Source organism: Streptomyces sp. NPDC059247, assembly GCF_042754005.1.
Classification (GTDB): Bacteria; Actinomycetota; Actinomycetes; order Streptomycetales; family Streptomycetaceae; genus Streptomyces.
Window position 1 is genome coordinate 302,372 of the sequence record NZ_JBHYZW010000004.1, and the last position, 22,576, is coordinate 324,947.

Below are 22,576 nucleotides of genomic sequence, written 5' to 3' on the forward strand. Positions count from 1 at the left end.
GGTGGGACTGACAGGCGACAGAGGACGGGGGACGGGCGCCTATCCTGATCGCATGTACTTCACCGACCGTGGCATCGAGGAACTGGAGAAGCGGCGAGGCGAGGAGGAGGTCACCTTCGAGTGGCTCGCCGAGCAGTTGCGGACCTTCGTCGACCTCAACCCCGACTTCGAGGTGCCGGTCGAGCGCCTCGCGACCTGGCTGGCCCGTCTGGACGACGACGAGGACGACGAGGAGTAGGAAGCGCCGGGCGCGCGGCGCCACGCGCGCGCGTGGGCGGGGGTACGCGTGAGCGTGGCGGTGGGCGGGGGTACGCGTGGGCGTGTCCCCGCCCACCGGCGTCACCGGGGCTTCCCGCGGTCGGCGCGGCACGGCACCGGCGGCGTGACCGGTCCGGGCGGACGGCGCGACACGGCTCCGTCTGCGTGGACCACCGGGGCGGGTCCCCGTGTACGTGGAACCCGCCCGCTGACGGACCTGGTCGACGCCCTGCTCAGCCGCAGGCCCCCCATGCGCGTGGACCGCCCCGGCGATGGTGGCGCGGCTCGGCGGGTGCGGTTCCGGCCCCGTTCAGTTCTCCCGCAGCCGGTCGTAGAGCAGCCCCAGCGCGCCGTGTGCCACGAGCAGCGCCCCGGCCGTCGTCCAGCCACCGCTGCGGCGGCCGACGCCCCAGCACAGCAGCGGCACTCCCGCCGCGAGTTGGGCCCCGGCCAGCGCACGGGCCCGGGGACCGCGCAAGTACGGGCCGAGGGGGCCCTCCTCCACCGCGTCCAGTTCCGCGCGCACGGCGTCCCGCCAGCCGGGCCATTCGAGCTGCTCGGCGCCCCCGGCGAGGGCCACGGAACGGAGCCGGTCGGCGCTCTCGCCGGGGAGGAGTCCGGTGGGCAGGGCGAGTCCGACGCGTCCGAGGACGGCGACGACCCCGAGGAGACGGCTGGCGGCGTCGGCGTCCGGGTCGGGCCCGGTGAGCGGCTCCAGGGCCTGGACGTCCAGGACGGGGTCGAGGGAGAGCCGGTCGGCGAAGGTGCGCATGGCCTCGTCCTCGCCCACGGGGGTGCCGTCCGCGAGCCAGGTGTAGCCGACCGTGCGGCGGAACCCGGCGGCGAGGGTGAGTCCGGCCCGGTCCCGGTCCCACCAGAGCGCGACCACCGGCCAGGCGGCGGCGGAGACGGCGAGGGCGGTGGACCAGCCGGTGACGACCTGCTCGACGGACTCCCCGTCCCGGAGCCAGGGCCCGCCCTCCGGCACGAGGACGCTCCAGTCGTCGCCCGCGGGGGCGAGGAGAAGCCGTTCGCGGAGCAGCTGGGCCGGTGGGCGGACCGCTGACGGGTCGGCACGGCAGAGCAGCAGCGCCCCGGCGGGGCTCGGTCCGGATGTCGCGTTCATGGACCCACGCTAAGACAGTTTGTCCGCGTACGGCAGCTAATGCCCCCACCCTGTCAGGGAAGAGTCAGGGTTGACTTCACTTGGCCGCGATATATCGTGTCTAGCGAGAGACGCGATATGTTGCGTTGCCGAAACGGGAGGTCAGCACCATGACAGAGTGGTCCGTCACCGAGCCGACGAAGCTGGCACCGCCCGAGCCCGTGACCCGGCTGCGGGTCCGCATCGTCAACGGCACGGTGAACGTGGTGGGGACCGAGGAGAGTTCCGCCCGCGTGGAGATCAGCGAGATCGAGGGACCGCCGCTGATCGTGTCGCAGGACGGCTCCACGCTGACCGTGAGCTACGAGGACCTCCAGTGGAAGAGCATCCTCAAATGGCTCGACCGCAAGGAGTTCCGGCGCCGGGCCGTCGTCTCCGTCGCCGTCCCCGCGGGTGTCGACGTCGAGGTGGGCGTGGTCGGCGCCGAGGCCGTCGTGACCGGCATCAAGGGGCGCACGGAGGTGCGGGGGGTCACCGGCGACACCACCCTCCTCGGGCTCTCCGGCCCGGTCCGCGCCGAGAGCGTCTCGGGCAGCCTGGAGGCCCAGTCGGTCACCGGCGCCCTGCGGATCAACTCCGTGACCGGGGACGTGACGGTGATCGAGGGCGCGGGCGCCTCCGTGAAGGCGGAGACCGTCAGCGGCGACATGGTCATCGATCTCGACTCCGCCGAGCTGGACGGCCCGCCCGCCGACATCCAGCTCTCCAGCGTCTCCGGCGAGGTCGCCATCCGCCTTCCGCATCCGGCCGACGCCCGGGTGGAGGCCAGCACCACCAGCGGCTCCGTGTCCAACGCCTTCGAGAGCCTGCGGGTGGGCGGCCAGTGGGGCACCAGAACCGTCACCGGCACCCTCGGTTCCGGCCGGGGCACCCTCAAGGCGACCACCGTCTCCGGTTCCATCGCCCTGCTCCGCCGCCCGGAGCCGGACGAGGACACCGGTTCCTCCCCCTCCGTCACCCCCTCCGCGTCCGGAAAGGTGCTCTGACATGCCGCCCGTCTTCGCGCACGGCCGCCTCCGTCTGTATCTGCTCAAGCTGCTCGACGAGGCCCCGCGCCACGGCTACGAGGTGATCCGCCTGCTGGAGGAGCGCTTCCAGGGGCTGTACGCGCCCTCGGCCGGCACGGTCTACCCGAGACTCGCCAAGCTGGAGGCCGAAGGCCTCGTCACCCACGCCAGCGAAGGAGGCCGGAAGGTCTACTCGATCACGGACGCGGGCCGCGCCGAACTGGCCGGGCGCGGCGCCGAACTGGACGACCTGGAGCGGGAGATCCGCGAATCGGTGTCGGAGCTGGCGGCGGAGATGCGCGACGACGTGCGCGGCGCGGCGGGCCGGATCCGCAGCGAGATGCGCGCGGAGGCGGGCCGGACCCGTACCTCGGAGTCCTCCTCGTTCGCCGAGGCCAAGGAGGAGCTGCGCCGGGTCGGACAGGAGTGGAAGGAGCAGGCCCGGCAGGCCCGCGCCGAGGCGAAGACGGCCCGCCACCAGGCGAAGGAGTTCCAGCGGATCGCCCAGCAGGTGCAGGACGAGGTGCAGGACCGCTTCTCCCGGGGCGACTGGCCCAAGGGCGTCTGGGAGGGCCTCTCGGACATCACGTCCCAGCTCGGCGGCCTGGTGACGGGCACGACCCCGCCGAAGGCCGCGCCCCAGGAGCCGGTGTACACCCCGGCTCCGCCCGGCGAGGCCCCCGAGTGGGCCAGGGACACCGAGGGCTCGGGCGACCCGGCCCGTGACCTGGACCGTCTCCTCGACCGGTTCCGCGACGAGATCCGCGACGCGGCACGCGACCACGGGGTGAGCCAGGACCAGCTGACCGAGACCCGCGACCGCCTGTCGGCGGCGGCGGTCGGGATCACCGGTCTGCTGCGGTCACCGGAGAGAAGCTAGGGGGACGGGGTCAGCCCCGGGTGACCGTGACGGTCACCCGGGCCCCCGGGGCGGCCAGGACCCAGGCCCTGCCCTTGCCGGTGCGGAGGACCAGCGCACCGCCCCGGGCCGTCACCCGCCAGTCGCCGGGCGGCAGGGACAGCTCGGTGACCCGGGAGCCGCGTCGGCCGGCGGAGTCGTAGGCCAGGCGGTAGACCCCGGCCCCGGGGTCGTAGACGGCGGAGCGGACCGTGCCCGCGACGGCCTCCGCGTACGGCTCGGCCGTCAGCTCCTTGTTCGTCCGGAAGGCTCCGGCGCCGTCCACCGCGCAGTAGCCGCCGCCGTAGCACCACACATAGCCCGCCGAACCGGAGCTGTAGCGCCCGAGGGAGGCCATGGCGTCCCGGTAGAAGCGGTTCATGTTCGGGAGGGAGTTGTTGAGCGGCCCCCACTCCCCCACCACCACGGGGACCTCGTACTCCTCCGGATAGCGGGTGACCGCCTGTTCGTAGCTCTCGATCCAGCGCGCGGCGGGGTCGTAGTCGGCGCCCGCCTCCATGCCGGTGTTGTAGAAGTGCGGGGCGTAGACGATCTTCGGGTCGTCGATCCGGCCCAGCCCGGTGGGCACGCCCTCCCCGACGATCGGGGTCGGCTCGACGAAGATCCAGCGGGACCTGTCGACCGTGCGGACCGCGTCCGCGAGCCGGTTGTACATCGGGGTGAGCTGGTCGCGTTCGATGCGGCGGGCGGCCGTGGCGAGGTCCTCGCCCTCCTTCAGCTCTCCCATCGGTTCGTTGATCAGGTCGTAGCCGAGGACGGCCGGGTGGTCGCCGAAGCGGTCGGCGAGCAGCCGCCACATGCGGGCCTGGGCGCGCCGGAGGTCCTCGTCCTCGTAGAGATGGGTGAAGGCGCGCTGGACGGCGGGCTGGAAGTACTCGGAGAACCAGTCGTCCGGGTTCGGGGTGAACGGCAGTCCGTCGGTCCTGGTCGCCCAGGCGGGCACGCCCCGGTGGCCGAACGCGGGCCCGAAGACGTCCTGGTGGGCGTCGATGAGGACCTTGACGTCGTACTTCGCGGCCCAGTCGAGGATGCGGCCGATCTTCTTCAGATAGCCCTGGCTGTACTGGCCGGGGCGGGGTTCCAGGTCGTCCCAGAAGACGAGGAGGCGGGCGAAGTTGAAGCCCTTGGACCGCATGTCGCGGAAGTGGCGTTCGGTGATGGCGGAGAGGGCGGCGTCGCCCCGGTTGGCCTTGTCCTCGACGTTCCAGCCCCGCAGGGTGAGGGTGCGGCCGTACGCGTCGGTGAGGGCGGGGATCGCGGGGCCGTCCGCCCGGACCCCGGTCACCGCCCCGGGCGGGGCGGGGCTGATCGCCGCCCCCGTTCGGGGGGTGGCCCGGGACGCGCCGTCCGGGGTCGCGTGGGCGGCCGTCGGGACGAGGAGCGCGGCGACGACGGCGGTCGCGGCAAGGGTGGTTCGCAGCAAGGAAGACCTCCGGCACAGGGATGTGAGCGATGTTCACCTTTCGCGTGCCGGAGATCCCATCAGTTGCCCTGACGCGTCATCAAGAGGTCGTCAGCACGATCTTTCCGAAGAGTTCGCCGGAGGCCATCCGCGCGAAGCCCTCCCGCGCCCGGTCCAGGGGCAGGACCTCGTCGACGACGGGCCGGACGCCGGTGGCGGCGCAGAAGGAGAGCAGGTCCTCCAGCTCGTCCTTGGAGCCCATGGTGGAGCCGACGACCTTCAGTTCCAGGAAGAAGATCCGGGTCAGTTCGGCGTGCGCGGGCCGGTCGCCGCTGGTGGCGCCCGAGATGACGAGGGTGCCGCCGGGACGCAGCGATTTGACCGAGTGCGACCAGGTGGCGGCGCCGACGGTCTCGATGACCGCGTCCACCCGGTGCGGGAGCCGGGAGCCGGGCTCGTACGCCGCGACCGCGCCGAGCGCCACGGCCCGCTCGCGCTTGGCCTCGTCGCGGCTGGTGGCGAAGACCCGCAGCCCCGCGGCCCTGCCCAGGACGATGGCGGCGGTGGCGACCCCGCCGCCCGCGCCCTGCACGAGCACCGAGTCACCGGGCCGTACGCCCGCGTTGGTGAAGAGCATCCGGTACGCGGTCAGCCAGGCGGTGGGCAGACAGGCGGCCTCCTCGAAGGAGAGTTCCTTCGGCTTGGGCAGGACGTTCCAGCGGGGCACGGTCACCCGCTCGGCGAAGGTGCCCTGGTAGCGCTCGGTGAGGATGGAGCGGGGCTCGTCGGGCCCGACACCGTGTCCGGTCTGTCCGATCACGGAGTGCAGGACGACCTCGTTGCCGTCCTCGTCGACGCCCGAGGCGTCACAGCCGAGGATCATCGGCAGCTTCTCCTCGGGGAGCCCGATCCCGCGCAGCGACCAGAGGTCGTGGTGGTTGAGCGAGGCGGCCCTGACGGTGACGGTGGTCCAGCCGGGCCGGGCCTCGGGTTCGGGGCGTTCGCCCAGTTCGAGGCCGTTCAGGGGCTGGTCGCGGTCGATTCTGGCGGCGTAGGCAGCGAACATGGGCCCGACCCTAGGGGCCCGTGGACGGCCGGGGAACCACACCCCGATGTGACCCATGTCGCCCGGCGCGTCGCCGCCGTCCGCCCGTCACCCGGCCGCCGCCGGAGGCCCGGAGCGAGCACCGCACGGCACTCACCGCACCGCACCGCACCGCACCGCACCGCACCGCACCGGCACGGAACGCCCACACCCGCACCCTCCTCCACCGCCGACACCGACACCAGCGCCGAGCGCCTCCGCACCCGCACCCCGCACCCCGCACCCCGCACCCCGCACCCCGCGAGCCTCCCCCTCCCCCAAGGCCCCCGCCCGGCACCCCGTAGCACCACCGCCGCGCACCGAAGGCCTCCACCCGCACGACCACGCACAACCCCCACCAGCCCCGCAGGTCCCACAGATCCCACCAACTCAACTCATCCCACCCATCCCACCCGCCCCACCGGATGCCGTACGGCCCGGCCCCGGGCGCGCCGAAGGGGCCCCGTTCCGGTCCGGAACGAAGCCCCTCGGTGTACGGGCGCCGTGTCCCCGCATGGACACGGCACCGGGTGGCGCGTCAGCGGCGGGCGACGCCCTCCGCGCGGGCGGTGGCGGCGACCGCGGCGGCGACCGCCGGGGCGACGCGCTCGTCGAACGGCGACGGGATGACGTAGTCGGCGGCGAGCCCGTCACCGACCACGTCCGCGATCGCGTTGGCCGCGGCGATCTTCATGCCCTCGGTGATCCGGGAGGCCCGGACCTGGAGCGCGCCCGCGAAGATGCCGGGGAACGCGAGGACGTTGTTGATCTGGTTCGGGTAGTCCGAACGACCGGTCGCCACGACGGCCGCGTACTTGTGCGCGACGTCGGGGTGGACCTCGGGGTTCGGGTTGGCCATGGCGAACACGAAGGCGTTCGGGGCCATGGAGGCGACGGCCGCCTCGGGGACCGTACCGCCGGAGACGCCGATGAAGACGTCGGCACCGGCCAGGGCGGCGTCCAGGGAGCCGCTGATGCCCGCCTTGTTCGTCAGTTCGGCGATCTCGCGCTTGACGTCCGTGAGGTCGTCCCGGTCGCGGCTGACGATGCCCTTGCGGTCGGCGACGGCGACGTCACCAAGACCGGCCTCCCGGAGGAACTTGGCGATGGCGATCCCCGCCGCACCGGAGCCGGAGATGACCGCGCGCAGGTCACCGAGGGTCCGGCCGGTCAGCTTCGCCGCGTTGCGGAGAGCGGCGAGGGTGACGATGGCGGTGCCGTGCTGGTCGTCGTGGAAGACGGGGATGTCGAGGCGCTCCTGGAGCTTGCGCTCGATCTCGAAGCACCGCGGCGCCGAGATGTCCTCCAGGTTGACGCCGCCGAAGGACGGGGCGAGCCGGACGACGGTCTCGACGATCTCGTCGGTGTCGGTGGTCGCGAGGGCGATCGGGACCGCGTCCACTCCGCCGAACTGCTTGAAGAGGATGGCCTTCCCCTCCATGACCGGGAGGGATGCCTCCGGGCCGATGTCACCGAGGCCGAGCACCGCGGTCCCGTCGGTCACCACGGCGACGACCTGGGACTTCCAGGTGTAGTCGTTGACCAGGTCGGGCTGCTCGGCGATCGCGGTGCACACCTTGGCGACGCCGGGCGTGTACGCGAGGGACAGGTCGTCCTTGTCCCGGAGGGGAACGGTGGCCTGGATGGCCATCTTGCCGCCCCGGTGGAGGGCGAAGACAGGATCGAAGAGCTCTTCGGGAGCCCCTTCCGTACCGCTGTCATTGCGAGGATTGACGATCTCCGCTGCCATTGGGTTGACCCCTTACGGTCTTTTCATTTGAGGGTGGCCACTCCCGGTTGAGGAGGGGTGGGGAGGCACCGCGGCCGCCGTGTCTGGCAGCCGCTCGGGCGCGCCGCACAACGCGCCCTGAGCCCCGGATGAGGGGTGTAAGGATCCTTCTTACCGGACGGACAGCACCGTGGACGAGTCCATAACTCCTCGGTGACATGACTCATACCGAGCGCGTCCGGACGCGGACGGAGAGCGACACGTCACACGATGTCCCGATAGATGAGCCCCGGGGATGATTGGCGGCCTTCCCGTCGTCCGTATGGCGAGATGGGCGAGAAATCCTCCGGCGGCGCGGGAGGCGGACCGGAGATGGTCCGGCCTTGCGGCACACGGCCATCGGCGTCAGAAGGCCACCCGTTACCCGATTTTGACATCCGTGGCCGTCTGTTTGAGCTGGTCCGAATGGCAAGATGCCCTAATCACACGGGGTCACGACCATCGAAGACGTGTACGTGACCTCCCTGGCAACTCCCTCATACGCCGGAGGAACCCGATCATGACCGCACGCACCACGCGCTGTACGACCGCCAAGACCCGCACGTCCCGTCTTGCCGCGGTCGCCGCCCTCGCGGTCGCCGGCTCCGTCCTGCTGACCGCCTGCGGCGACCAGACCGACAGCGGTGGGACCACCACTCCGACGAAGGGCGGCGGCTCCGCGTCCGCGAACACCGCGCCGCTCTTCTCCAAGCTCCCCGCCGACATCCAGAAGTCCGGTGTCATCAAGGTCGGCACGGACGCCTCGTACGCGCCGATGGAGTTCACCGAGGGCGGGAAGATCGTCGGTGTCGACCCCGACATCGCGCAGGCCCTGAGCAAGCAGCTGGGCGTCGAGCTCCGGTTCACCTCGGGCACCTTCGACGGTCTGATCACCTCGATCTACTCCGGCCGCCAGCAGCTGATCATGTCCTCGATGACGGACAACAAGAAGCGGCAGGAGGGCCTGGACGACAACGGCAAGAAGATCGGCAAGGGCATCGACTTCGTCGACTACTTCAGCTCCGGCGTCTCCCTGCTGGTCAAGAAGGGCAACCCGGAGGGCGTCAACTCGCTCGACGGTCTCTGCGGCAAGACCGTCGCCGTCCAGCGCGGCACGATCTACGAGGACACCTTCAAGGCCCAGGCCACGAAGTGCGGCGACAAGAAGCTGACGATCCAGGCCTTCGACAGCGACGCCGAGGCCCAGACCCGCGTCAAGGCCGGCGGCGCCGTGGCCGACCTGAACGACTACCCGGTCGCCGCGTACATCGCGAAGACCTCGGGCGGCGGCAACGACTTCGAGGTCGTCGGCAGCCAGAGCGACGTCGGCCTCTTCGGCATCGGCGTCTCGAAGGAGAACACCCAGCTGCGGGACGCCGTCAAGGAGGCGCTCGACGCGATCATCAAGGACGGCACGTACGCCCAGGTCCTGAAGAAGTGGAACGTCGAGGGCAGCGCCGTCGCGTCGGCCACCGTCAACGCCGGAAAGTGACCTCCCCGCTCCACTGAAGGGCAGTCGTCATGACTGACAGGATCAGCAAGGAACCGGCCGCGGCTCCGGCCGGTTCCGGCGCCTCGGGCACCCCGTACGAGGCGATCAAGGCCATCCCGGTGCGGCACTACGGGCGCTGGGTCAGCGCCGTCGTGGTGGTCGCGCTGCTCGGCTGGCTCGTCTACGCCTTCTCCCAGGGCGACATCATCTGGGACACGGTGTGGGACAAGGTGTTCGACCCGTCGGTCCTCGGCGGTCTCTGGAACACGGTGGTCATCAGCGTCGCCGCCATGGCCCTCGGTCTGGTCCTGGGTGTCGTCTTCGCGGTGATGCGGCTCTCCAAGAACCCCGTGACGGGCGCGGTCGCCTGGCTCTACATCTGGTTCTTCCGCGGCACCCCGGTCTACGTCCAGCTGCTGGTGTGGTTCAACCTGTCGCTGATCTTCCAGTACATCGACCTGGGGCCGATCTACAAGAACGAGACCGTGGACGTCATGACGCCGTTCATGGTGGCGCTGCTGGGCCTCGGGCTCAACGAGGGCGCCTACATGGCGGAGATCGTCCGGGCGGGCATCCAGTCGGTCGACGAGGGCCAGACCGAGGCGGCGCACGCGCTCGGCATGTCCCGGACGAAGACCATGGGCCGGATCGTGCTCCCGCAGGCCATGCGGGTGATCGTGCCGCCGACGGGCAACGAGTTCATCAACATGTTGAAGACCTCGTCCCTGGTCTCGGCCGTGCAGTACACCGAGTTGCTGCGGGCCTCCTCGAACATCGGCAACACGGCCGGTGCCGTGATGGAGATGCTGTTCGTCGCCTCGATCTGGTACCTCGCGCTGACCAGCGTGTTCAGCGTCGGCCAGTACTACCTGGAGCGCCGTTTCGCCCGCGGTTCGATCCGTAACCTGCCGCCCACCCCGTGGCAGCGCATCAGGGCGAACCTGACCACCTTCAAGCGATCGGCGGTGTCCGGATGACCGGTCAGCCCATGGTCAAGGCCGAAGGCGTCCACAAGTCCTACGGCACGGCCCACATCCTCCGGGGCATCGACCTGGAGGTCCGCAACGGCGAGGTCTTCTGCCTGGTCGGGCCCTCCGGCTCCGGCAAGTCGACCTTCCTGCGCTGCATCAACCACCTGGAGCGCGTCGACGGCGGGCGGCTGTCGGTCGACGGGCAGCTGGTCGGCTACCGCCAGAAGGGCGACAAGCTGTACGAGCTGAAGGACGGCGAGGTCGCCCTCCAGCGCCGGGACATCGGCATGGTCTTCCAGCGCTTCAACCTCTTCCCGCACATGACGGCGCTGGCCAATGTCATGGAGGCGCCCGTCCAGGTGAAGGGCGAGTCGAAGGCGGTGGCCCGGGAGCGCGCCGAGCGGCTGCTCGACCGGGTGGGCCTGCGGGACAAGACGGGCAGCTACCCGTCCCAGCTCTCGGGCGGCCAGCAGCAGCGCGTGGCCATCGCCCGCGCGCTGGCGATGGAACCGAAGCTGATGCTCTTCGACGAGCCGACCTCGGCGCTCGACCCGGAGCTGGTGGGTGACGTCCTCGACGTCATGCGGGACCTCGCGGAGTCGGGCATGACGATGATCGTCGTCACCCATGAGATGGGCTTCGCCCGCGAGGTCGGCGACTCGCTGGTCTTCATGGACGGCGGCGTGGTGGTCGAGTCGGGCAACCCGAGGGACGTCCTGGGCAACCCGCAGCACGACCGGACGAAGGCGTTCCTCTCCAAGGTGCTGTAGGGGCCAGGGGGACGGAAGAAGCCGGAAGGGGCGGTACGGGATTCCCGTACCGCCCCTTCGGCGTGTCCGTACCGCCCCTTCGGCGTGTCCGCAGCGCTCCTTCGGCCCGGCCCGCAGCTCTCCTTCAGCTCGGCCCGCGACGCTCCTTCGGCTCGGCCCGCAGCGCTACTTCACCGCGAGGAGCAGCGTGTCGGAGGGCGAGGCCCAGACGGCCCTGGCCTCGCCGAAACCGGCGGCGCGGAGGGTGTCGGCGTGCCAGCGCGGGGCGGGCATGTCGCCGTCGGCGTGCTCGCCGTAGATCTCGAAGCGGCGGGCGGTGGGCCCGGCGAGGACGGGGTCCGCGGCGGCGAGGGCCCACCATTCGGCCCAGTCCAGGGCGCCTCCGGCCTTGGCGCGGTCCATGACGGCATGGCGCTGGGCGCGCTCGGCGGCGTTGATGCGGGGAGTGGCCTCGTCGATCATGTGGTCGGCGTTCATGAAGACGCCGCCGTCGCGGACGAGCCCGGCGAGCTGCCCGTAGAGGGTGGTCAGCGGCCCGCTGTGGAGCCAGTGCAGGGCGGTGGCGGTGAGGACGGCGTCGTACGAGTCATGGGGCAGCCGTCCGGCCCACTCCGGGTCCTTGAGGTCGGCGGTCACGAAGGTGACGCGCGGATCGTCCGCGAAGTACCCCTCGGCGATGGCGAGGAGGGCCGGATCGAGATCGACACCGGTGCTGGTCGCCTCCGGGAACCTCTGGAGGAGCCGATCCGTGATACTTCCCGTACCGCAGGCGAGGTCGAGGACACGGGGCTTCGGTCCCACGAGGGCCTCGACCATGTCGAGCATCACGCGGAACCGCTCCTCACGGTCCGGCATGTACCACTCCTGCTGACGGTCCCAGCTCTGCTGCCAGGCCGCCCAGTCGGTTCCGGTCATCGTCGTTCCTCCCCGCGTTCGTAATACCCTCAAAGGGGAAACAGCCGTTACCCCTTCCGGTCGAGACACTAGCCCGCCGAAGTAAGGACTACAAGTGGAACTGGCCCATTACTCGGATTTCGCCGTGCGTCTGGTCAACACCGAGGAGCCGGCCCGTGGCAAGGACACGCTGACCTCCGTCGAGGTGCTCAGGGACCTCTTCGGCCCGGCCGGTCAGATGGCCCGCCGGGTCACCGAGGCCGACCTGCCCCGCTTCCGCACCGTGCGGGCCCGGCTGCGGGCGGTCTTCACCATGGCCGACGAGGGCGACCACACGGGGGCGGTGGACCTGCTGAACTCCCTGCTCCTGGAATTCCCGGTCAGCCCGCAGATCTCCGGGCACGAGACCCTCGACGAGGAGGGCCACCCCCGGTGGCACATGCACCTCGCCGACCACTCCTCGAACGCGACCACGGGGTACGCGGCGATCTCGGCGATGGGCCTCGCCTTCCACCTCACCGAGTTCGGCCCGGACCGCTTCGGCCTCTGCCAGGCGGCGCCCTGCCGCAACGCCTACCTGGACACCTCCACCAACCGTTCCCGCCGCTACTGCTCGGACCGCTGCGCGACCCGCGCCAACGTGGCCGCCTACCGGGCCCGCAAGCGCCTGGAGGCCGACCGGCCCGACCGTACGGGCCGCAGCGCCGAGAACAGCCAGGAGAGCGTCACCCCCGCCGACCGCTGACGCCCCGGCGTCACCGGCCGGTACCGCGCCAGGACCCGCCCGAGGACCAGCTCGGGCGGTACGGCTCCGAAGACCCGGCTGTCCCCCTCGGCGGCCGGGTTGTCCCCCAGCACCCACCAGCCGCCGTCCCGCCGCTCGACCAGCCGCTTCACGATGAGCAGGTCCTGCTGGAGCGGATGGCGCAGCACGGCCACACGGCCGGGCCGCAGCCGCCCGCCGTAGCGCACCAGCAGCCGGTCGCCGTGGAGCAGCGCGGGCACCATCGACACCCCGGTCACCTCGGCGACCCCGAACGGCGGCCCCGCGTCGACGCCCCTCCGCCGCCCCTCATCCCTCATCCGGCACCTCCCGGTCCGCTCGTACGACGGCTCGTCCGCTCGTACACGAGTCCGATGATGACCCTGGACTTTTGACCTAAGCCCCAGGGGGCGCCCGCGAAAACGCCCTTCTCACCGAGTAATGTCCCACCTGAGAAGACGATCACGAGGAAGGACGGCTCAATGCTCTCCCGCCTGTTTGCCCCCAAGGTGAAGGTCAGCGCCCACTGCGACCTCCCGTGCGGCGTGTACGACCCGGCCCAGGCCCGCATCGAGGCCGAGTCGGTCAAGGCTGTCCAGGAGAAGTTCCTGGCGAACGAGGACCCGCACTTCCGGGCCCGCGCCACGGTCATCAAGGAGCAGCGCGCGGAGCTCGCCAAGCACCACGTCTCGGTGCTCTGGAGCGACTACTTCAAGCCCCCGCACTTCGAGAAGTACCCGCAGCTCAACCAGCTGGTCAACGACACCCTGAAGGCCCTCTCGGCCGCGAAGGCGTCGACGGACCCGAAGACGGGCGAGAAGGCGCTGGAACTCATCGCCGAGATCGACCGCATCTTCTGGGAGACCAAGAAGGCCTGATCCTCGGCCTTCCGACCCGCGGTCCCTCCGACCACGGCGTCTCCACCCCGCACCCGGTCCGCGGGCCGCCGAAGACGGCGTCCTGACGGGCCGGGTGCGGTCGTTTCCGGCGGGCGGCGCCGTGGCCGGGTGCGCGGTCGGCGGTCGGCCCGTCACGGGTCACGACCGCTTCAGCCCCCGCGTCGCCCCCGGCGGTCGGCGGGAACCCTGGCACGTACGTACCAGGGGCCTCCGGCAGGCGGGGCGTCAGGCTTCCGGGTGCCAGGTGTAGCGGCGTTTCTCCCTCGGTGTCGCTCCCAGGGCTTCGTAGAAGCGGATCGCGTTCTCGTTCCAGGGCGGGGTCTGCCACTGGATCTCCGTCAGGCCCCGGCGGGTGGCCTCCGTGGCGACCGCCGCCATCAGGGAGCGGCCCAGGCCGTGGCCCCGGGCGGCCTCCGTGAGGTAGAGGCAGTCCATGTGGAGGTACTCCGCGCCGTCCCAGGTCGAGATCTCCGGAGCGCAGGTCGCGTAGCCCACCACCGCGTCCCCGACGGTCGCCACCAGACAGCCGAGGCGCGGGGCCGGGGTGGCGAAGAGGAGGCCCCTCAGACGGTCCGCGAGGTCCGGCGGCGGGGGCGCCGCCCGTTCGAACGCCGTGTGCTCCCGTACGAGTTCCACGACCCGCGCCAGGTCCTCCGGGCGGGCGTGCCGTACCGGTGCCGGTGAGTGTTCGATCATGCCGTCATCATGCACGGTCCCGCCCAGCCGCCCGCCGCCGTCCCCTGTCTGCGGAGCCAGTCCCGGTACGGGGCCGCGCGCAGCGCCACCTCCCGGTAGGCGGAGGCGAGTTCCCCGTACAGGGTGTCCAGCGGTGCCCCCGGGCGCGCGTACAGCACCAGGCGGACCGCCAGCGGGTCGCCGCGCAGGGGTCGGATGGCCATGTCCTCGCGGGGGCCCGAGGTGGGCTGGCAGGGGGCGACGGCCTCGCCGAGGACGACCATCGACGCGGCCGTGTGGTAGTCGCCGTGCAGCAGCGGCGGATCGATGCCCGCCGCGCCCAGGACCCTGCGCAGGCCGTCCCATTCGCCGTCCACGGTCGGGTCGACCATCCAGTGGTCGGTGGCCAGGTCGGTGAGGTCCACGACGGGCCCGGCGGCGGCCGGGTGGTGCCGGGCCATGGAGATGAACTGGGGTTCCCGGTCGACCAGCACCCGCCCCTCGATGCCCTCGGGGACCCGTAACGGGCTGCCCTCCACCTCGTGCACGAACGCCACGTCGAGCCCGCCCGCGGCGACCGTGCGCAGCAGCGCGTTCGCGGAGACGTCCATCCGGAGGCCGACGTCGGTGCCCGGCAGCCGCTGGCGGAGTCTGCGGAGCCAGCCTGGGAGCGCCCGGCTGGCGGTGGAGCCGACGCGCAGCCCCGGCCCTTCGGCTCGGGCCGCCGCAGCGCGGGTCTCGGCGACGAGTTCGGCCATGTCGGCGACGAGGGGGCGGGCCCGGCTGAGCAGGGAGCGGCCGAGGGGGGTGGGGCGGCAGCCGGTCCGGCCCCGGGAGAAGAGTTCGGCGCCCAGGGAGTTCTCGATGCGGCGCAGCTGGGTGGTCAACGAGGGCTGTGTCATGCCCAGTTGCCGGGCCGCCTTGTGCAGGCTGCCCGTGTCCGCGATGGCGCAGAGCGCGCGCAGGTGTCTCACCTCCAGCTCCATGCCCCGAGCGTAGGGCGGCTCCCTGAGTCGCACCAGATACCCGGAACCGCTCAATCACCTTGGATTTCAAGGTAGTTGAGGAGGAGTTGTACAGGTGATGTGGTGGGGCTATCAGCGGTTGACATCATCCGCGCGGCGCCCGGCGCGCTCCACACTCGCTCCCGACCCCAACACGAGGAGCCCCCCATGAGTCGCCCCAAGGTCCTCACCTCCCTCCTGACCGCCACCCTCGGTCTCGGTCTCGCCGCCACCCTCGGCGCGGCCCCGGCGTCCGCCGCGGACACCGCGAAGGTGGACAGGGCCGTCGTCGCGTACGCCGGTTCGGCCGCCGAGGCCAAGGCCAACCAGGCGTTCTTCGACGCCGTCGTGAAGTCGGTGGCCGAGAAGCGCGCCGCCACTCCCGGCGCGGCGGCCGTCACCGTCGTCTACAGCGCCGCCAACGCGCCGAGCTTCCGCACCCAGATCGCGCGCTCGACCCAGATATGGAACAGCTCGGTGGTGAACGTCCGTCTCGTCGAGGGCGGCAACCCGGACTTCACGTACTACGAGGGCAACGACTCCCGTGGTTCGTACGCGAGCACCGACGGCCACGGCAACGGCTACATCTTCCTGGACTACCGGCAGAACCAGCAGTACAACTCGACCCGTGTGACGGCCCACGAGACCGGGCACGTCCTCGGGCTGCCGGACCGCTACAGCGGCCCGTGCAGCGAGCTGATGTCGGGCGGCGGCCCCGGCACGTCCTGCCAGAACGCCCAGCCGAACGCGACGGAGCGCGCCCGCGTCGACCAGCTGTGGCGCTACGGGCTCGCTTCCGCCTTCAAGAACTGACAGAACTGACCAGAGCCGACAAGGTCTGACAGAGCCTGACAGGGCCTGACAGGGCCTGAGCGGACGGTACCGGGCAATCGGTACGAAGCGGCGGCGCCTCCTCCCCGGGGCGCCGCCGCCGTCGTCGTTCGCGGGTGACCTCACCTCCGTCGGCCCCGCACCCACGCGGACGCGGTCGTACGGGCCCGGCAGCCGTCGACCGGACACGTGCGGAGACGCGGTCGTACGGCCACCGGGACGGACGTCAGGCCGCTTGCAGCAGCCTCCGGGTGAAGTCCGCGCCCGGCGGGAGCTGGCTGCGGACCCGGCCGAGCGCCCCCTCGAAGTCGCCCCCGGCGACGCATGACTCGAAGGCCGTTCCGCCGTAGTGCAGGGTCAGGCTGAGGTCCGCGCGCTCGCCGAGCGTCAGGAGGCAGCTCAGCGTGGCGGGTTGGGTGGTGCCGTCCAGTGCTACGGGGAGGGGCAGGTCCCACTCCAGGACGCAGCCGGTGAGGGGGCGGTCACCCTCGTCCGGTGCGGTGAGCGAGGCGAAGCCCTCGCCCTTGTACTCGACTCCCCTGATCCGGGTGGCGACCCGCCGCCCGTCGGCCGTGATGACGATCGCTTCCGCGCCGCTGCGGTCCCGGTACCAACCGGTCCAGATTTCCGTCGATTCCGACGACTCCGATGACATGCGCGGACTGTAGCGGTATGACCGGCTCCGGCGCGCGTCCGGCCGCCTGGTGGCCGGACTTCTCCCGGTCTCGGCGTTTGTGCCGGTCACGTGCGGGGACGTCGCTTCCGCGCCCCCCTCGCGCGCCGGGGTCAGCGCTTCCTGGTGTACGTGCGGACGAGCACGCCGTTGTCGAAGGTCCGCACTTCGCCGAGTGCGAAGTCGCGGGGCTCGAAGCCCGCGCCGAACATGGGCGTTCCGGTGCCGTAGACCTGGGGGTAGGTCTTGATGACCAGCTCGTCGATCTCCTCGATGAGCTGCCCGGCGATGACGGAGCCGCCGCAGAGGTAGATGCCCAGGGGGCTGTCCTCCGCCTTGAGTTCGCGGATGCGGCCGACGAGGTCGTCGGCGATCAGTTCCACGTTCGGGTGGGGCGACTCGGCCAGCGAGCGGGTGGCGACGAGCTCGCGCAGGTGGTTGTACGGGCTGGTGACGCCGATGTCGAGAGCGAGCTGGTACGACCGCATCCCCTGGACGACGGTGTCGAAGTGCTTGCCGTCGGCGTCGATCCCGAAGGCCTCCCGGCCCTGCGTGGGGATGGTCTCGGGGTATTCGGCGCTCATGAAACCCATGTACGCGGGGTCCACGTACTTGAACATGGACGTGGCATCGCCCTCGGGGTCACCGATGAAGCCGTCGATGGTGCAGGCGATGTAGTAGGTGAGCTTGCGCAAACCGGTCCTCTTCCTCGGGGGAGCATGGCCGCGTCCGCAACCACGACAGTTATAGTGCTTCATCTGTAGTGGTTGCGCAAGGCTCATTTCCCGGGACCCCTTTCCCGGGACTCTTTTCTCGGGACTCCCTTCCCAAGTCCCTTTTCGCTCAGAGGAGTACGCAGGCATGGCGAGGAACCCCGAACGGCGTACGACCCTGCTCGACGCCGCGATCGAGGTGCTGGCGGACGAAGGTGCCCGTGGGCTGACCTTCCGGGCGGTCGACGCCCGAGCGGGGGTCCCCACGGGCACCTCGTCCAACTACTTCGACGACCGGGACCAGTTGCTCTCCCAGGTCGCCGACCGGATCTTCGTACGGCTGGCCCCGCCGCCGGGCGCGATCGACGCCGCGCTGCTCCCCGCCCCCGGCAAGGAGCTGGTCGGCGAGCTGATGCGCTGGATGGCCCGGCGGCTCTCCGCCGAACGCACCTGCTATCTCGGCCTCTTCGAGCTGCGCCTGGAGTCCGTACGGCGGCCGGAGCTGCGCACCCAGCTCACCCAGGTGCTCCGCTCCGACCTGGATCTGAACATCCGCATCCACCTCGACGCGGGGATGCCCGGCGACGCGGACACGGTCCGGCTGCTCTACTTCGCCCTCACGGGGCTGCTGTTCGACCACTTCACCGTCCCGGACCTGCACGGCGACCAGGACCTCGACGAGCTGATCGGGACCGTCGTCGCCCGGCTGGTCCCGGAGTCCTGAGCCCCGGGACCCGCGGAGTGCGACAGCGGGCCCGGCGGGTGCTCAGCGGGTGCGGCGGGTGACGAACTCCGCCAGGGCCAGCAGATCACCGGCGGCCTCCGGGTCCGGGACCGCCCGCGCCAGGTACTCGACGGCCCGGCCCATCCGCTCGGCGGCCTGGGCCTGCGCCCAGTCACGCCCACCGGCCCGCTCCACGGCGTCCGCCGCCGCCCGTACCGCCTCCTCGTCCAGGACCGGGCGGGCGTAGATCTCCGCCAGCTCCTCCCCCGCCGGGGTGCCCGAGGTGAGCGCGGCCACCACGGGCAGCGACTTCTTGTGGGCCGCCAGATCGGCCCCCGCGGGCTTCCCCGTACGGTCGGGGTCGCCCCAGATGCCGATGAGGTCGTCGATCAGCTGGAAGGCGAGACCGGCCTCCCGGCCGAAGGCGTCGAGCGCCGCGACCTCCTCCTCGCCCGCGCCCGCGTAGAGCGCGCCGATGGCACAGGAGGCGCCGAGGAGGGCGCCCGTCTTGGCCGTGGCCATCGCCAGGACCTCGTCGAGGGTGACCTCGCCCGGAGCGCGCCGTTCGAGGGCGCAGTCCGCCTGTTGTCCGGCGCAGAGCTCGATGACGCAGGCGGCGAGCCGGGCGGCGGCGGCGGCCGAGGCGGGGTGCGGGTCCTCGACGAGCAGCCGCAGCGCGAGCGCGTTCATCGCGTCACCGGCGATCAGCGCGTCGGGGACGCCGAAGACGGTCCAGGCGGTGGGGCGGTGCCTGCGGGTCACGTCCTCGTCGACGATGTCGTCGTGGAGCAGCGTGAAGTTGTGCGCCAGTTCGACGGCGGCGGCGGCCTTCACCGCCCGGCCCTCCTCGGCGCCGAGGGCGCGGGCCGCGGCGAGGACCAGGGCGGGCCTGATGGCCTTGCCGGGCTGCTCCGCGGCCGGTGTTCCGTCGGCGTGCTCCCAGCCGAAGTGGTACATCGCGACCCGCCGCATGGACCCGGGCAGGGTCTCGACGGTCGAGCGCAATGAGGGATTGACAGCGGTCCGCGTCCGGTCCAGGAGCCGCACGGCCCCCTGACCGCCGGTGACGGTATCCGCGCTGGCCATGGTCACGGTCACTTCCTTCGTATCCTCCGGGGCGGTGCTGCGGGCGGCGGGCCCGGCGCCCGGCGGCGGGAGGGTTCGGCCCCCGCCGCCGGACGCCGTCGGCTCAGCCCCAGCGCCCGACCTCGACGTTCTCCAGGACGCCGAGCGCGTCCGGGACGAGGACGGCCGCCGAGTAGTAGGCGGTGACCAGGTACGAGATGATCGCCTGCTCGTCCATGCCCATGAAGCGGACGGAGAGGCCGGGCTCGATCTCGTCCGGCAGACCGGTCTGGTGCAGACCGATCACGCCCTGGTCGGCCTCGCCGGTACGCATACAGATGATCGAGGTCGTACGGGCGTCCGAGACCGGGATCTTGTCGCACGGGTAGATCGGGACACCGCGCCAGGTCGGGATGCGGTTGCCGTCGAGGTCGATCGTCTCGGGCACCAGACCGCGCTTGTTGAGCTCGCGGCCGAAGGCGGCGATGGCCCGGGGGTGCGCGAGGAACAGCTTGGAGCCCCGGCGCCGGGAGAGCAGCTCGTCCATGTCGTCGGGGGTGGGAGCGCCCGCGTGCGGCTGGATGCGCTGCTCGTAGTCGCAGTTGGCGAGGAGGCCGAACTCCCGGTGGTTGACCAGCTCGTGCTCCTGGCGCTCGCGGAGCGCCTCGACCGTGAGCCGCAGCTGGTGCTCGGTCTGGTTCATCGGCTGGTTGTAGAGGTCGGCGACGCGGCTGTGGACCTTCAGGACGGTCTGGGCGACGCTCAGCTCGTACTCGCGGGGCGAGGCCTCGTAGTCGACGAAGGTGTGCGGGACGACGGCCTCGCCGACGTGACCCGCGGAGAGGTCGATCGCGGCTTCGCCGTAGGTGTTGGTCCGCTGCTCGGGCCGGTCCGCGACGGACGCGAGGTGCGCGGCGAGGGGACCGACGCGGTCCGCGAGGTTCCGCAGGTCGTCCCGGGTGAGCTCCAGGACGGTGCAGGCGGTGGCGGCGCGGGCGGTCCACTCCCACCCGGCGTCCGGGTCGACGAGGGAGTCGTCGCCGAAGTAGGCGCCGTCGGCGAGGACCCCGATGACGGCCTCGTCCCCGTACGGCCCCTCGCCGATCTGCTCGACGCGGCCGTGGGCGAGGAGGTGGACCCGGTCGGCCGGCTGGCCCGCGACGGCGATCACCTCGCCCGACGCGTACTCCCGCTGGCGGCAGCGGGACGCCAGCTCGGCCAGCGCCTCCTCGTCCTCGAATCCGCGCAGGGCGGGGAGTTCGGCGAGTTCGGCGGGGATGACCGCGACGCGCTCTCCGGTCTGGACGAAGGTGACGCGGCCGTCGCCCACGGAGTAGCTGAGCCTGCGGTTCACCCGGTACGTACCGCCCTGCACCTGGACCCACGGCAGTGCCCGCAGCAGCCACCGGGAGGTGATCTCCTGCATCTGGGGCGCCGACTTGGTGGTCGAGGCGAGGTTCCGCGCGGCGGCGGTGCCGAGACTCTGCTGCGGCGCCTGCTCCGCGAGGACCTCGTCGCCAACCGAACCAACGGACATGGAACTCCCTCTCGTATGACTGACTTGCGAGACGAAGCCTTTCAGCACGGAGCGTGCCGCCGCCATTACACGTTCGGGTGGGACTGTTCGATCATCTTCGGGGCATGTCACTCGATTTCCATCCGAACAGCGGGGCCCCCGCCGTCCCGTCGGGGGCTGTCCGGATCGGTTCGCACGCGGTCCGAACGCTTGGCGGCGAGTTGACGGAATCCGGTACTCCGGAAGTTCCGGTCATCCCGGAAGCCCACCCGTTCTCCGAAGGGAGTCGGTCATGTCCGCACCCATGTCCGCGAGCAGGTTCCTCGAAGCGCTGCGCGCCGAGGGCCTCACGGTCGTCCAGGTCGGCGACTGGTCCACCCACAACCGCAACAGCAAGGGCCCCTGGGGGCCGGTGCACGGCGTGATGATCCACCACACCGTGACCAGCGGCACCGCGAACACCGTCCGGATCTGCCGGGACGGCTACGAGTCCCTGCCGGGGCCGCTCTGCCACGGGGTGATCGCCAAGGACGGCACGGTCCATCTGGTCGGGTTCGGGCGGGCCAACCACGCGGGGCTCGGTGACGCCGACGTGCTCCGGGCGGTCGTCGCCGAACAGGGGCTGCCGGCGGACGACGACGCCACTACCGACGGCAACCAGTACTTCTACGGCTTCGAGTGTGAGAACCTCGGGGACGGCAGGGACCCGTGGCCCAAGGTCCAGCTGGAGGCCGTCGCGAAGGCGGCAGCGGCAGTGTGCCGGGTGCACGGCTGGTCGCACCGCTCGGTCATCGGGCACCTGGAGTGGCAGCCGGGGAAGATCGACCCGAAGGGGTTCACGATGGCCTCGATGCGGGAGCGCGTCGCCGACGTGCTGCGCTGAGCCGCACCAGGGGGGCCCTGGCTTCCGCGCGCACCCGTGCGCAGGGCCTCCCGGACGTGGACCCGGCAGTGGACCCGGGTGGGGAAGCGTCCCGATCGGCCCGCCCGCACGCGTACCCGGGCGGCCCGGTTCGGCACGCGCGCGCGTGGGCCGGGACAATGGCCCGGTGAACGCGCTCGACCTCTCCCGTCTGCGGCCCCGGCTCCCCTCGCCCCTGGAGCCGGTGGCGGACGGGCGCTTCACCCGGCGCGGGCTCACCCTGCTGCTCAAGCGGGAGGACCTCATCCACCCCGACCTGCCGGGCAACAAGTGGCGCAAGCTCGCGCTCAACCTGGTCGCGGCGGGCGGGCGGCCGGTGCTGACCTTCGGCGGCGCGTACTCCAACCATCTGCGGGCGACGGCCGCCGCCGGGCGGCTGCTCGGCTTCCCCACGGTCGGGATCGTGCGCGGCGACGAGCTGGCCGGGCGCCCGCTCAACCCCTCGCTCGCGCGGTGCGCGGCGGACGGGATGCGGCTGGAGTTCGTGGACCGGGCCACGTACCGCGCGAAGAACGACCCGGTGGTCCTCGCGGGGCTCCTGGAGCGGGCCCCCGGGGGCGCGTACGTGGTGCCGGAGGGCGGCAGCAACGCGCTCGCGGTCCGGGGGTGCGCGGAGCTGGGCCGGGAGCTCGCCGGGGCGGCCGACACGGTCGCGGTGGCCTGTGGCACGGGCGGCACCCTCGCGGGTCTCGCGGCCGGGCTCCGCACCGGGCAGCGGGCCCTCGGCGTCCCGGTCCTCAAGGGCGGCTTCCTGGGCGGGGAGGTCCGCGCGCTCCAGGAGGCGGCGTTCGGCGGGCCGCGCGGCGACTGGACGCTGGACGAGCGGTTCCACGGCGGGGGGTACGCGCGCGTGTCCCCCGCCCTCGAAGCGTTCGCACGTGACTTCGAGGAACGGCATGGACTCGCCATCGAGCGGCTGTATGTGGCCAAAATGCTGTACGGCCTGACGGTCCTCGCGGAGGAGGGCGCGTTCCCGGCGGGCACCCGGCTCGCGGCGGTGGTGACGGGCGCGCCGGACCGGCGGGGCGGGGGCCCGGCGGGTCCCGGCGGGGGCTGAACCC

24 protein-coding genes are annotated in these 22,576 nt (G+C 71.8%); 12 read left to right on the plus strand and 12 right to left on the minus strand.

The window, feature by feature from the left end; genetic code table 11:
- Positions 1–52: 52 nt before the first annotated feature.
- Complete coding sequence (locus tag ACFXGN_RS11215; RefSeq protein WP_030207192.1) at positions 53–238, plus strand: DUF6104 family protein; 186 nt, start codon at positions 53–55, stop codon at positions 236–238.
- A 330-nt stretch (positions 239–568) separates the two neighbouring features.
- On the opposite strand, the gene ACFXGN_RS11220 is transcribed toward ACFXGN_RS11215, so the two are convergent.
- Positions 569–1,384 (minus strand): hypothetical protein, encoded by an 816-nt coding sequence (locus tag ACFXGN_RS11220; RefSeq protein WP_384856475.1) that lies wholly within the window; start codon positions 1,382–1,384, stop codon positions 569–571.
- A gap of 149 nt (positions 1,385–1,533) precedes the next feature.
- On the opposite strand from ACFXGN_RS11220, the gene ACFXGN_RS11225 reads away from it, so the two are divergent.
- The gene (locus ACFXGN_RS11225) at positions 1,534–2,409 is read left to right on the plus strand and encodes a DUF4097 domain-containing protein (protein ID WP_384856477.1); all 876 of its coding nucleotides are present in this window, start codon (positions 1,534–1,536) and stop codon (positions 2,407–2,409) included.
- 1 nt (position 2,410) lies between these two features.
- Positions 2,411–3,310 carry a helix-turn-helix transcriptional regulator gene (locus ACFXGN_RS11230; protein ID WP_384856480.1) on the plus strand — a complete coding sequence of 300 codons (900 nt, stop codon included), beginning with the start codon at positions 2,411–2,413 and terminating at the stop codon, positions 3,308–3,310.
- Positions 3,311–3,320: 10 nt separating this feature from the next.
- Here ACFXGN_RS11230 and ACFXGN_RS11235 read toward each other — a convergent pair whose 3' ends face one another.
- From ACFXGN_RS11235 to ACFXGN_RS11245, 3 genes are all read right to left on the minus strand, one after another.
- On the minus strand, positions 3,321–4,772 hold the full coding sequence (locus tag ACFXGN_RS11235; protein ID WP_384856483.1) for a cellulase family glycosylhydrolase: 1,452 nt from the start codon (positions 4,770–4,772) through the stop codon (positions 3,321–3,323).
- Positions 4,773–4,851: 79 nt separating this feature from the next.
- Positions 4,852–5,817: a zinc-binding dehydrogenase gene (locus ACFXGN_RS11240; RefSeq protein WP_384856486.1), complete on the minus strand. Its 966-nt coding sequence runs from the start codon at positions 5,815–5,817 to the stop codon at positions 4,852–4,854.
- 556 nt (positions 5,818–6,373) lie between these two features.
- The gene (locus ACFXGN_RS11245) at positions 6,374–7,585 is read right to left on the minus strand and encodes an NADP-dependent malic enzyme (RefSeq protein WP_384856489.1); all 1,212 of its coding nucleotides are present in this window, start codon (positions 7,583–7,585) and stop codon (positions 6,374–6,376) included.
- A 538-nt stretch (positions 7,586–8,123) separates the two neighbouring features.
- Between ACFXGN_RS11245 and ACFXGN_RS11250 the strand changes: the two genes are divergently transcribed.
- From ACFXGN_RS11250 to ACFXGN_RS11260, 3 genes are read left to right on the plus strand one after another with little or no spacing between them, the layout of a single operon-like run.
- Entirely contained in the window at positions 8,124–9,095 is a 972-nt protein-coding gene (locus tag ACFXGN_RS11250) for an ABC transporter substrate-binding protein (RefSeq protein ID WP_384856492.1), read from the plus strand.
- 29 nt (positions 9,096–9,124) lie between these two features.
- Positions 9,125–10,072 (plus strand): amino acid ABC transporter permease, encoded by a 948-nt coding sequence (locus ACFXGN_RS11255; RefSeq protein WP_384856494.1) that lies wholly within the window; start codon positions 9,125–9,127, stop codon positions 10,070–10,072.
- Positions 10,069–10,836, plus strand: coding sequence for an amino acid ABC transporter ATP-binding protein (locus tag ACFXGN_RS11260; RefSeq protein WP_384856497.1), 768 nt, complete (start codon positions 10,069–10,071; stop codon positions 10,834–10,836). Before ACFXGN_RS11255 ends, ACFXGN_RS11260 begins: the two co-directional genes overlap by 4 nt.
- A 165-nt stretch (positions 10,837–11,001) precedes the next feature.
- Here ACFXGN_RS11260 and ACFXGN_RS11265 read toward each other — a convergent pair whose 3' ends face one another.
- Positions 11,002–11,751 (minus strand): class I SAM-dependent methyltransferase, encoded by a 750-nt coding sequence (locus ACFXGN_RS11265; RefSeq protein ID WP_384856500.1) that lies wholly within the window; start codon positions 11,749–11,751, stop codon positions 11,002–11,004.
- Between the two features lie 94 nt (positions 11,752–11,845).
- On the opposite strand from ACFXGN_RS11265, the gene ACFXGN_RS11270 reads away from it, so the two are divergent.
- Complete coding sequence (locus ACFXGN_RS11270; RefSeq protein WP_384856503.1) at positions 11,846–12,475, plus strand: CGNR zinc finger domain-containing protein; 630 nt, start codon at positions 11,846–11,848, stop codon at positions 12,473–12,475.
- Here ACFXGN_RS11270 and sodX read toward each other — a convergent pair.
- Positions 12,379–12,813: a nickel-type superoxide dismutase maturation protease gene (sodX, locus tag ACFXGN_RS11275; protein ID WP_384856506.1), complete on the minus strand. Its 435-nt coding sequence runs from the start codon at positions 12,811–12,813 to the stop codon at positions 12,379–12,381. The genes ACFXGN_RS11270 and sodX overlap by 97 nt on opposite strands.
- Before the next feature lie 162 nt (positions 12,814–12,975).
- Here sodX and sodN point away from each other — a divergent pair, with 162 nt between their 5' ends.
- Positions 12,976–13,371 (plus strand): superoxide dismutase, Ni, encoded by a 396-nt coding sequence (sodN, locus tag ACFXGN_RS11280; protein ID WP_384856509.1) that lies wholly within the window; start codon positions 12,976–12,978, stop codon positions 13,369–13,371.
- Positions 13,372–13,617: 246 nt separating this feature from the next.
- Here sodN and ACFXGN_RS11285 read toward each other — a convergent pair whose 3' ends face one another.
- A complete protein-coding gene (locus ACFXGN_RS11285; RefSeq protein ID WP_384856511.1) occupies positions 13,618–14,088 on the minus strand; it encodes a GNAT family N-acetyltransferase in 471 nt (156 codons plus the stop codon).
- Positions 14,085–15,053 (minus strand): LysR family transcriptional regulator, encoded by a 969-nt coding sequence (locus ACFXGN_RS11290; RefSeq protein WP_384856514.1) that lies wholly within the window; start codon positions 15,051–15,053, stop codon positions 14,085–14,087. Before ACFXGN_RS11290 ends, ACFXGN_RS11285 begins: the two co-directional genes overlap by 4 nt.
- A gap of 186 nt (positions 15,054–15,239) precedes the next feature.
- Between ACFXGN_RS11290 and snpA the strand changes: the two genes are divergently transcribed.
- Entirely contained in the window at positions 15,240–15,884 is a 645-nt protein-coding gene (gene snpA / locus ACFXGN_RS11295) for a snapalysin (RefSeq protein ID WP_384856516.1), read from the plus strand.
- 244 nt (positions 15,885–16,128) lie between these two features.
- Here the strand turns inward: snpA and ACFXGN_RS11300 are convergent, their stop codons facing one another.
- Positions 16,129–16,557: a DUF6304 family protein gene (locus ACFXGN_RS11300; RefSeq protein ID WP_384856518.1), complete on the minus strand. Its 429-nt coding sequence runs from the start codon at positions 16,555–16,557 to the stop codon at positions 16,129–16,131.
- A 131-nt stretch (positions 16,558–16,688) separates the two neighbouring features.
- A complete protein-coding gene (locus ACFXGN_RS11305; RefSeq protein ID WP_384856521.1) occupies positions 16,689–17,270 on the minus strand; it encodes a dihydrofolate reductase family protein in 582 nt (193 codons plus the stop codon).
- Between the two features lie 166 nt (positions 17,271–17,436).
- On the opposite strand from ACFXGN_RS11305, the gene ACFXGN_RS11310 reads away from it, so the two are divergent.
- Entirely contained in the window at positions 17,437–18,012 is a 576-nt protein-coding gene (locus ACFXGN_RS11310) for a TetR/AcrR family transcriptional regulator (protein ID WP_384856524.1), read from the plus strand.
- A gap of 42 nt (positions 18,013–18,054) precedes the next feature.
- Here the strand turns inward: ACFXGN_RS11310 and ACFXGN_RS11315 are convergent, their stop codons facing one another.
- Both ACFXGN_RS11315 and ACFXGN_RS11320 read right to left on the minus strand, forming a co-directional pair.
- Positions 18,055–19,098, minus strand: coding sequence for a family 2 encapsulin nanocompartment cargo protein polyprenyl transferase (locus tag ACFXGN_RS11315; protein WP_384856525.1), 1,044 nt, complete (start codon positions 19,096–19,098; stop codon positions 18,055–18,057).
- Positions 19,099–19,201: 103 nt separating this feature from the next.
- Positions 19,202–20,614: a family 2B encapsulin nanocompartment shell protein gene (locus ACFXGN_RS11320; protein ID WP_384856528.1), complete on the minus strand. Its 1,413-nt coding sequence runs from the start codon at positions 20,612–20,614 to the stop codon at positions 19,202–19,204.
- A gap of 271 nt (positions 20,615–20,885) precedes the next feature.
- On the opposite strand from ACFXGN_RS11320, the gene ACFXGN_RS11325 reads away from it, so the two are divergent.
- Entirely contained in the window at positions 20,886–21,476 is a 591-nt protein-coding gene (locus ACFXGN_RS11325) for an N-acetylmuramoyl-L-alanine amidase (protein ID WP_384856530.1), read from the plus strand.
- Between the two features lie 166 nt (positions 21,477–21,642).
- Positions 21,643–22,572, plus strand: a complete 930-nt coding sequence (locus tag ACFXGN_RS11330; RefSeq protein ID WP_384856533.1) for a 1-aminocyclopropane-1-carboxylate deaminase/D-cysteine desulfhydrase — start codon at positions 21,643–21,645, stop codon at positions 22,570–22,572.
- The last annotated feature ends 4 nt before the right edge of the window (positions 22,573–22,576 follow it).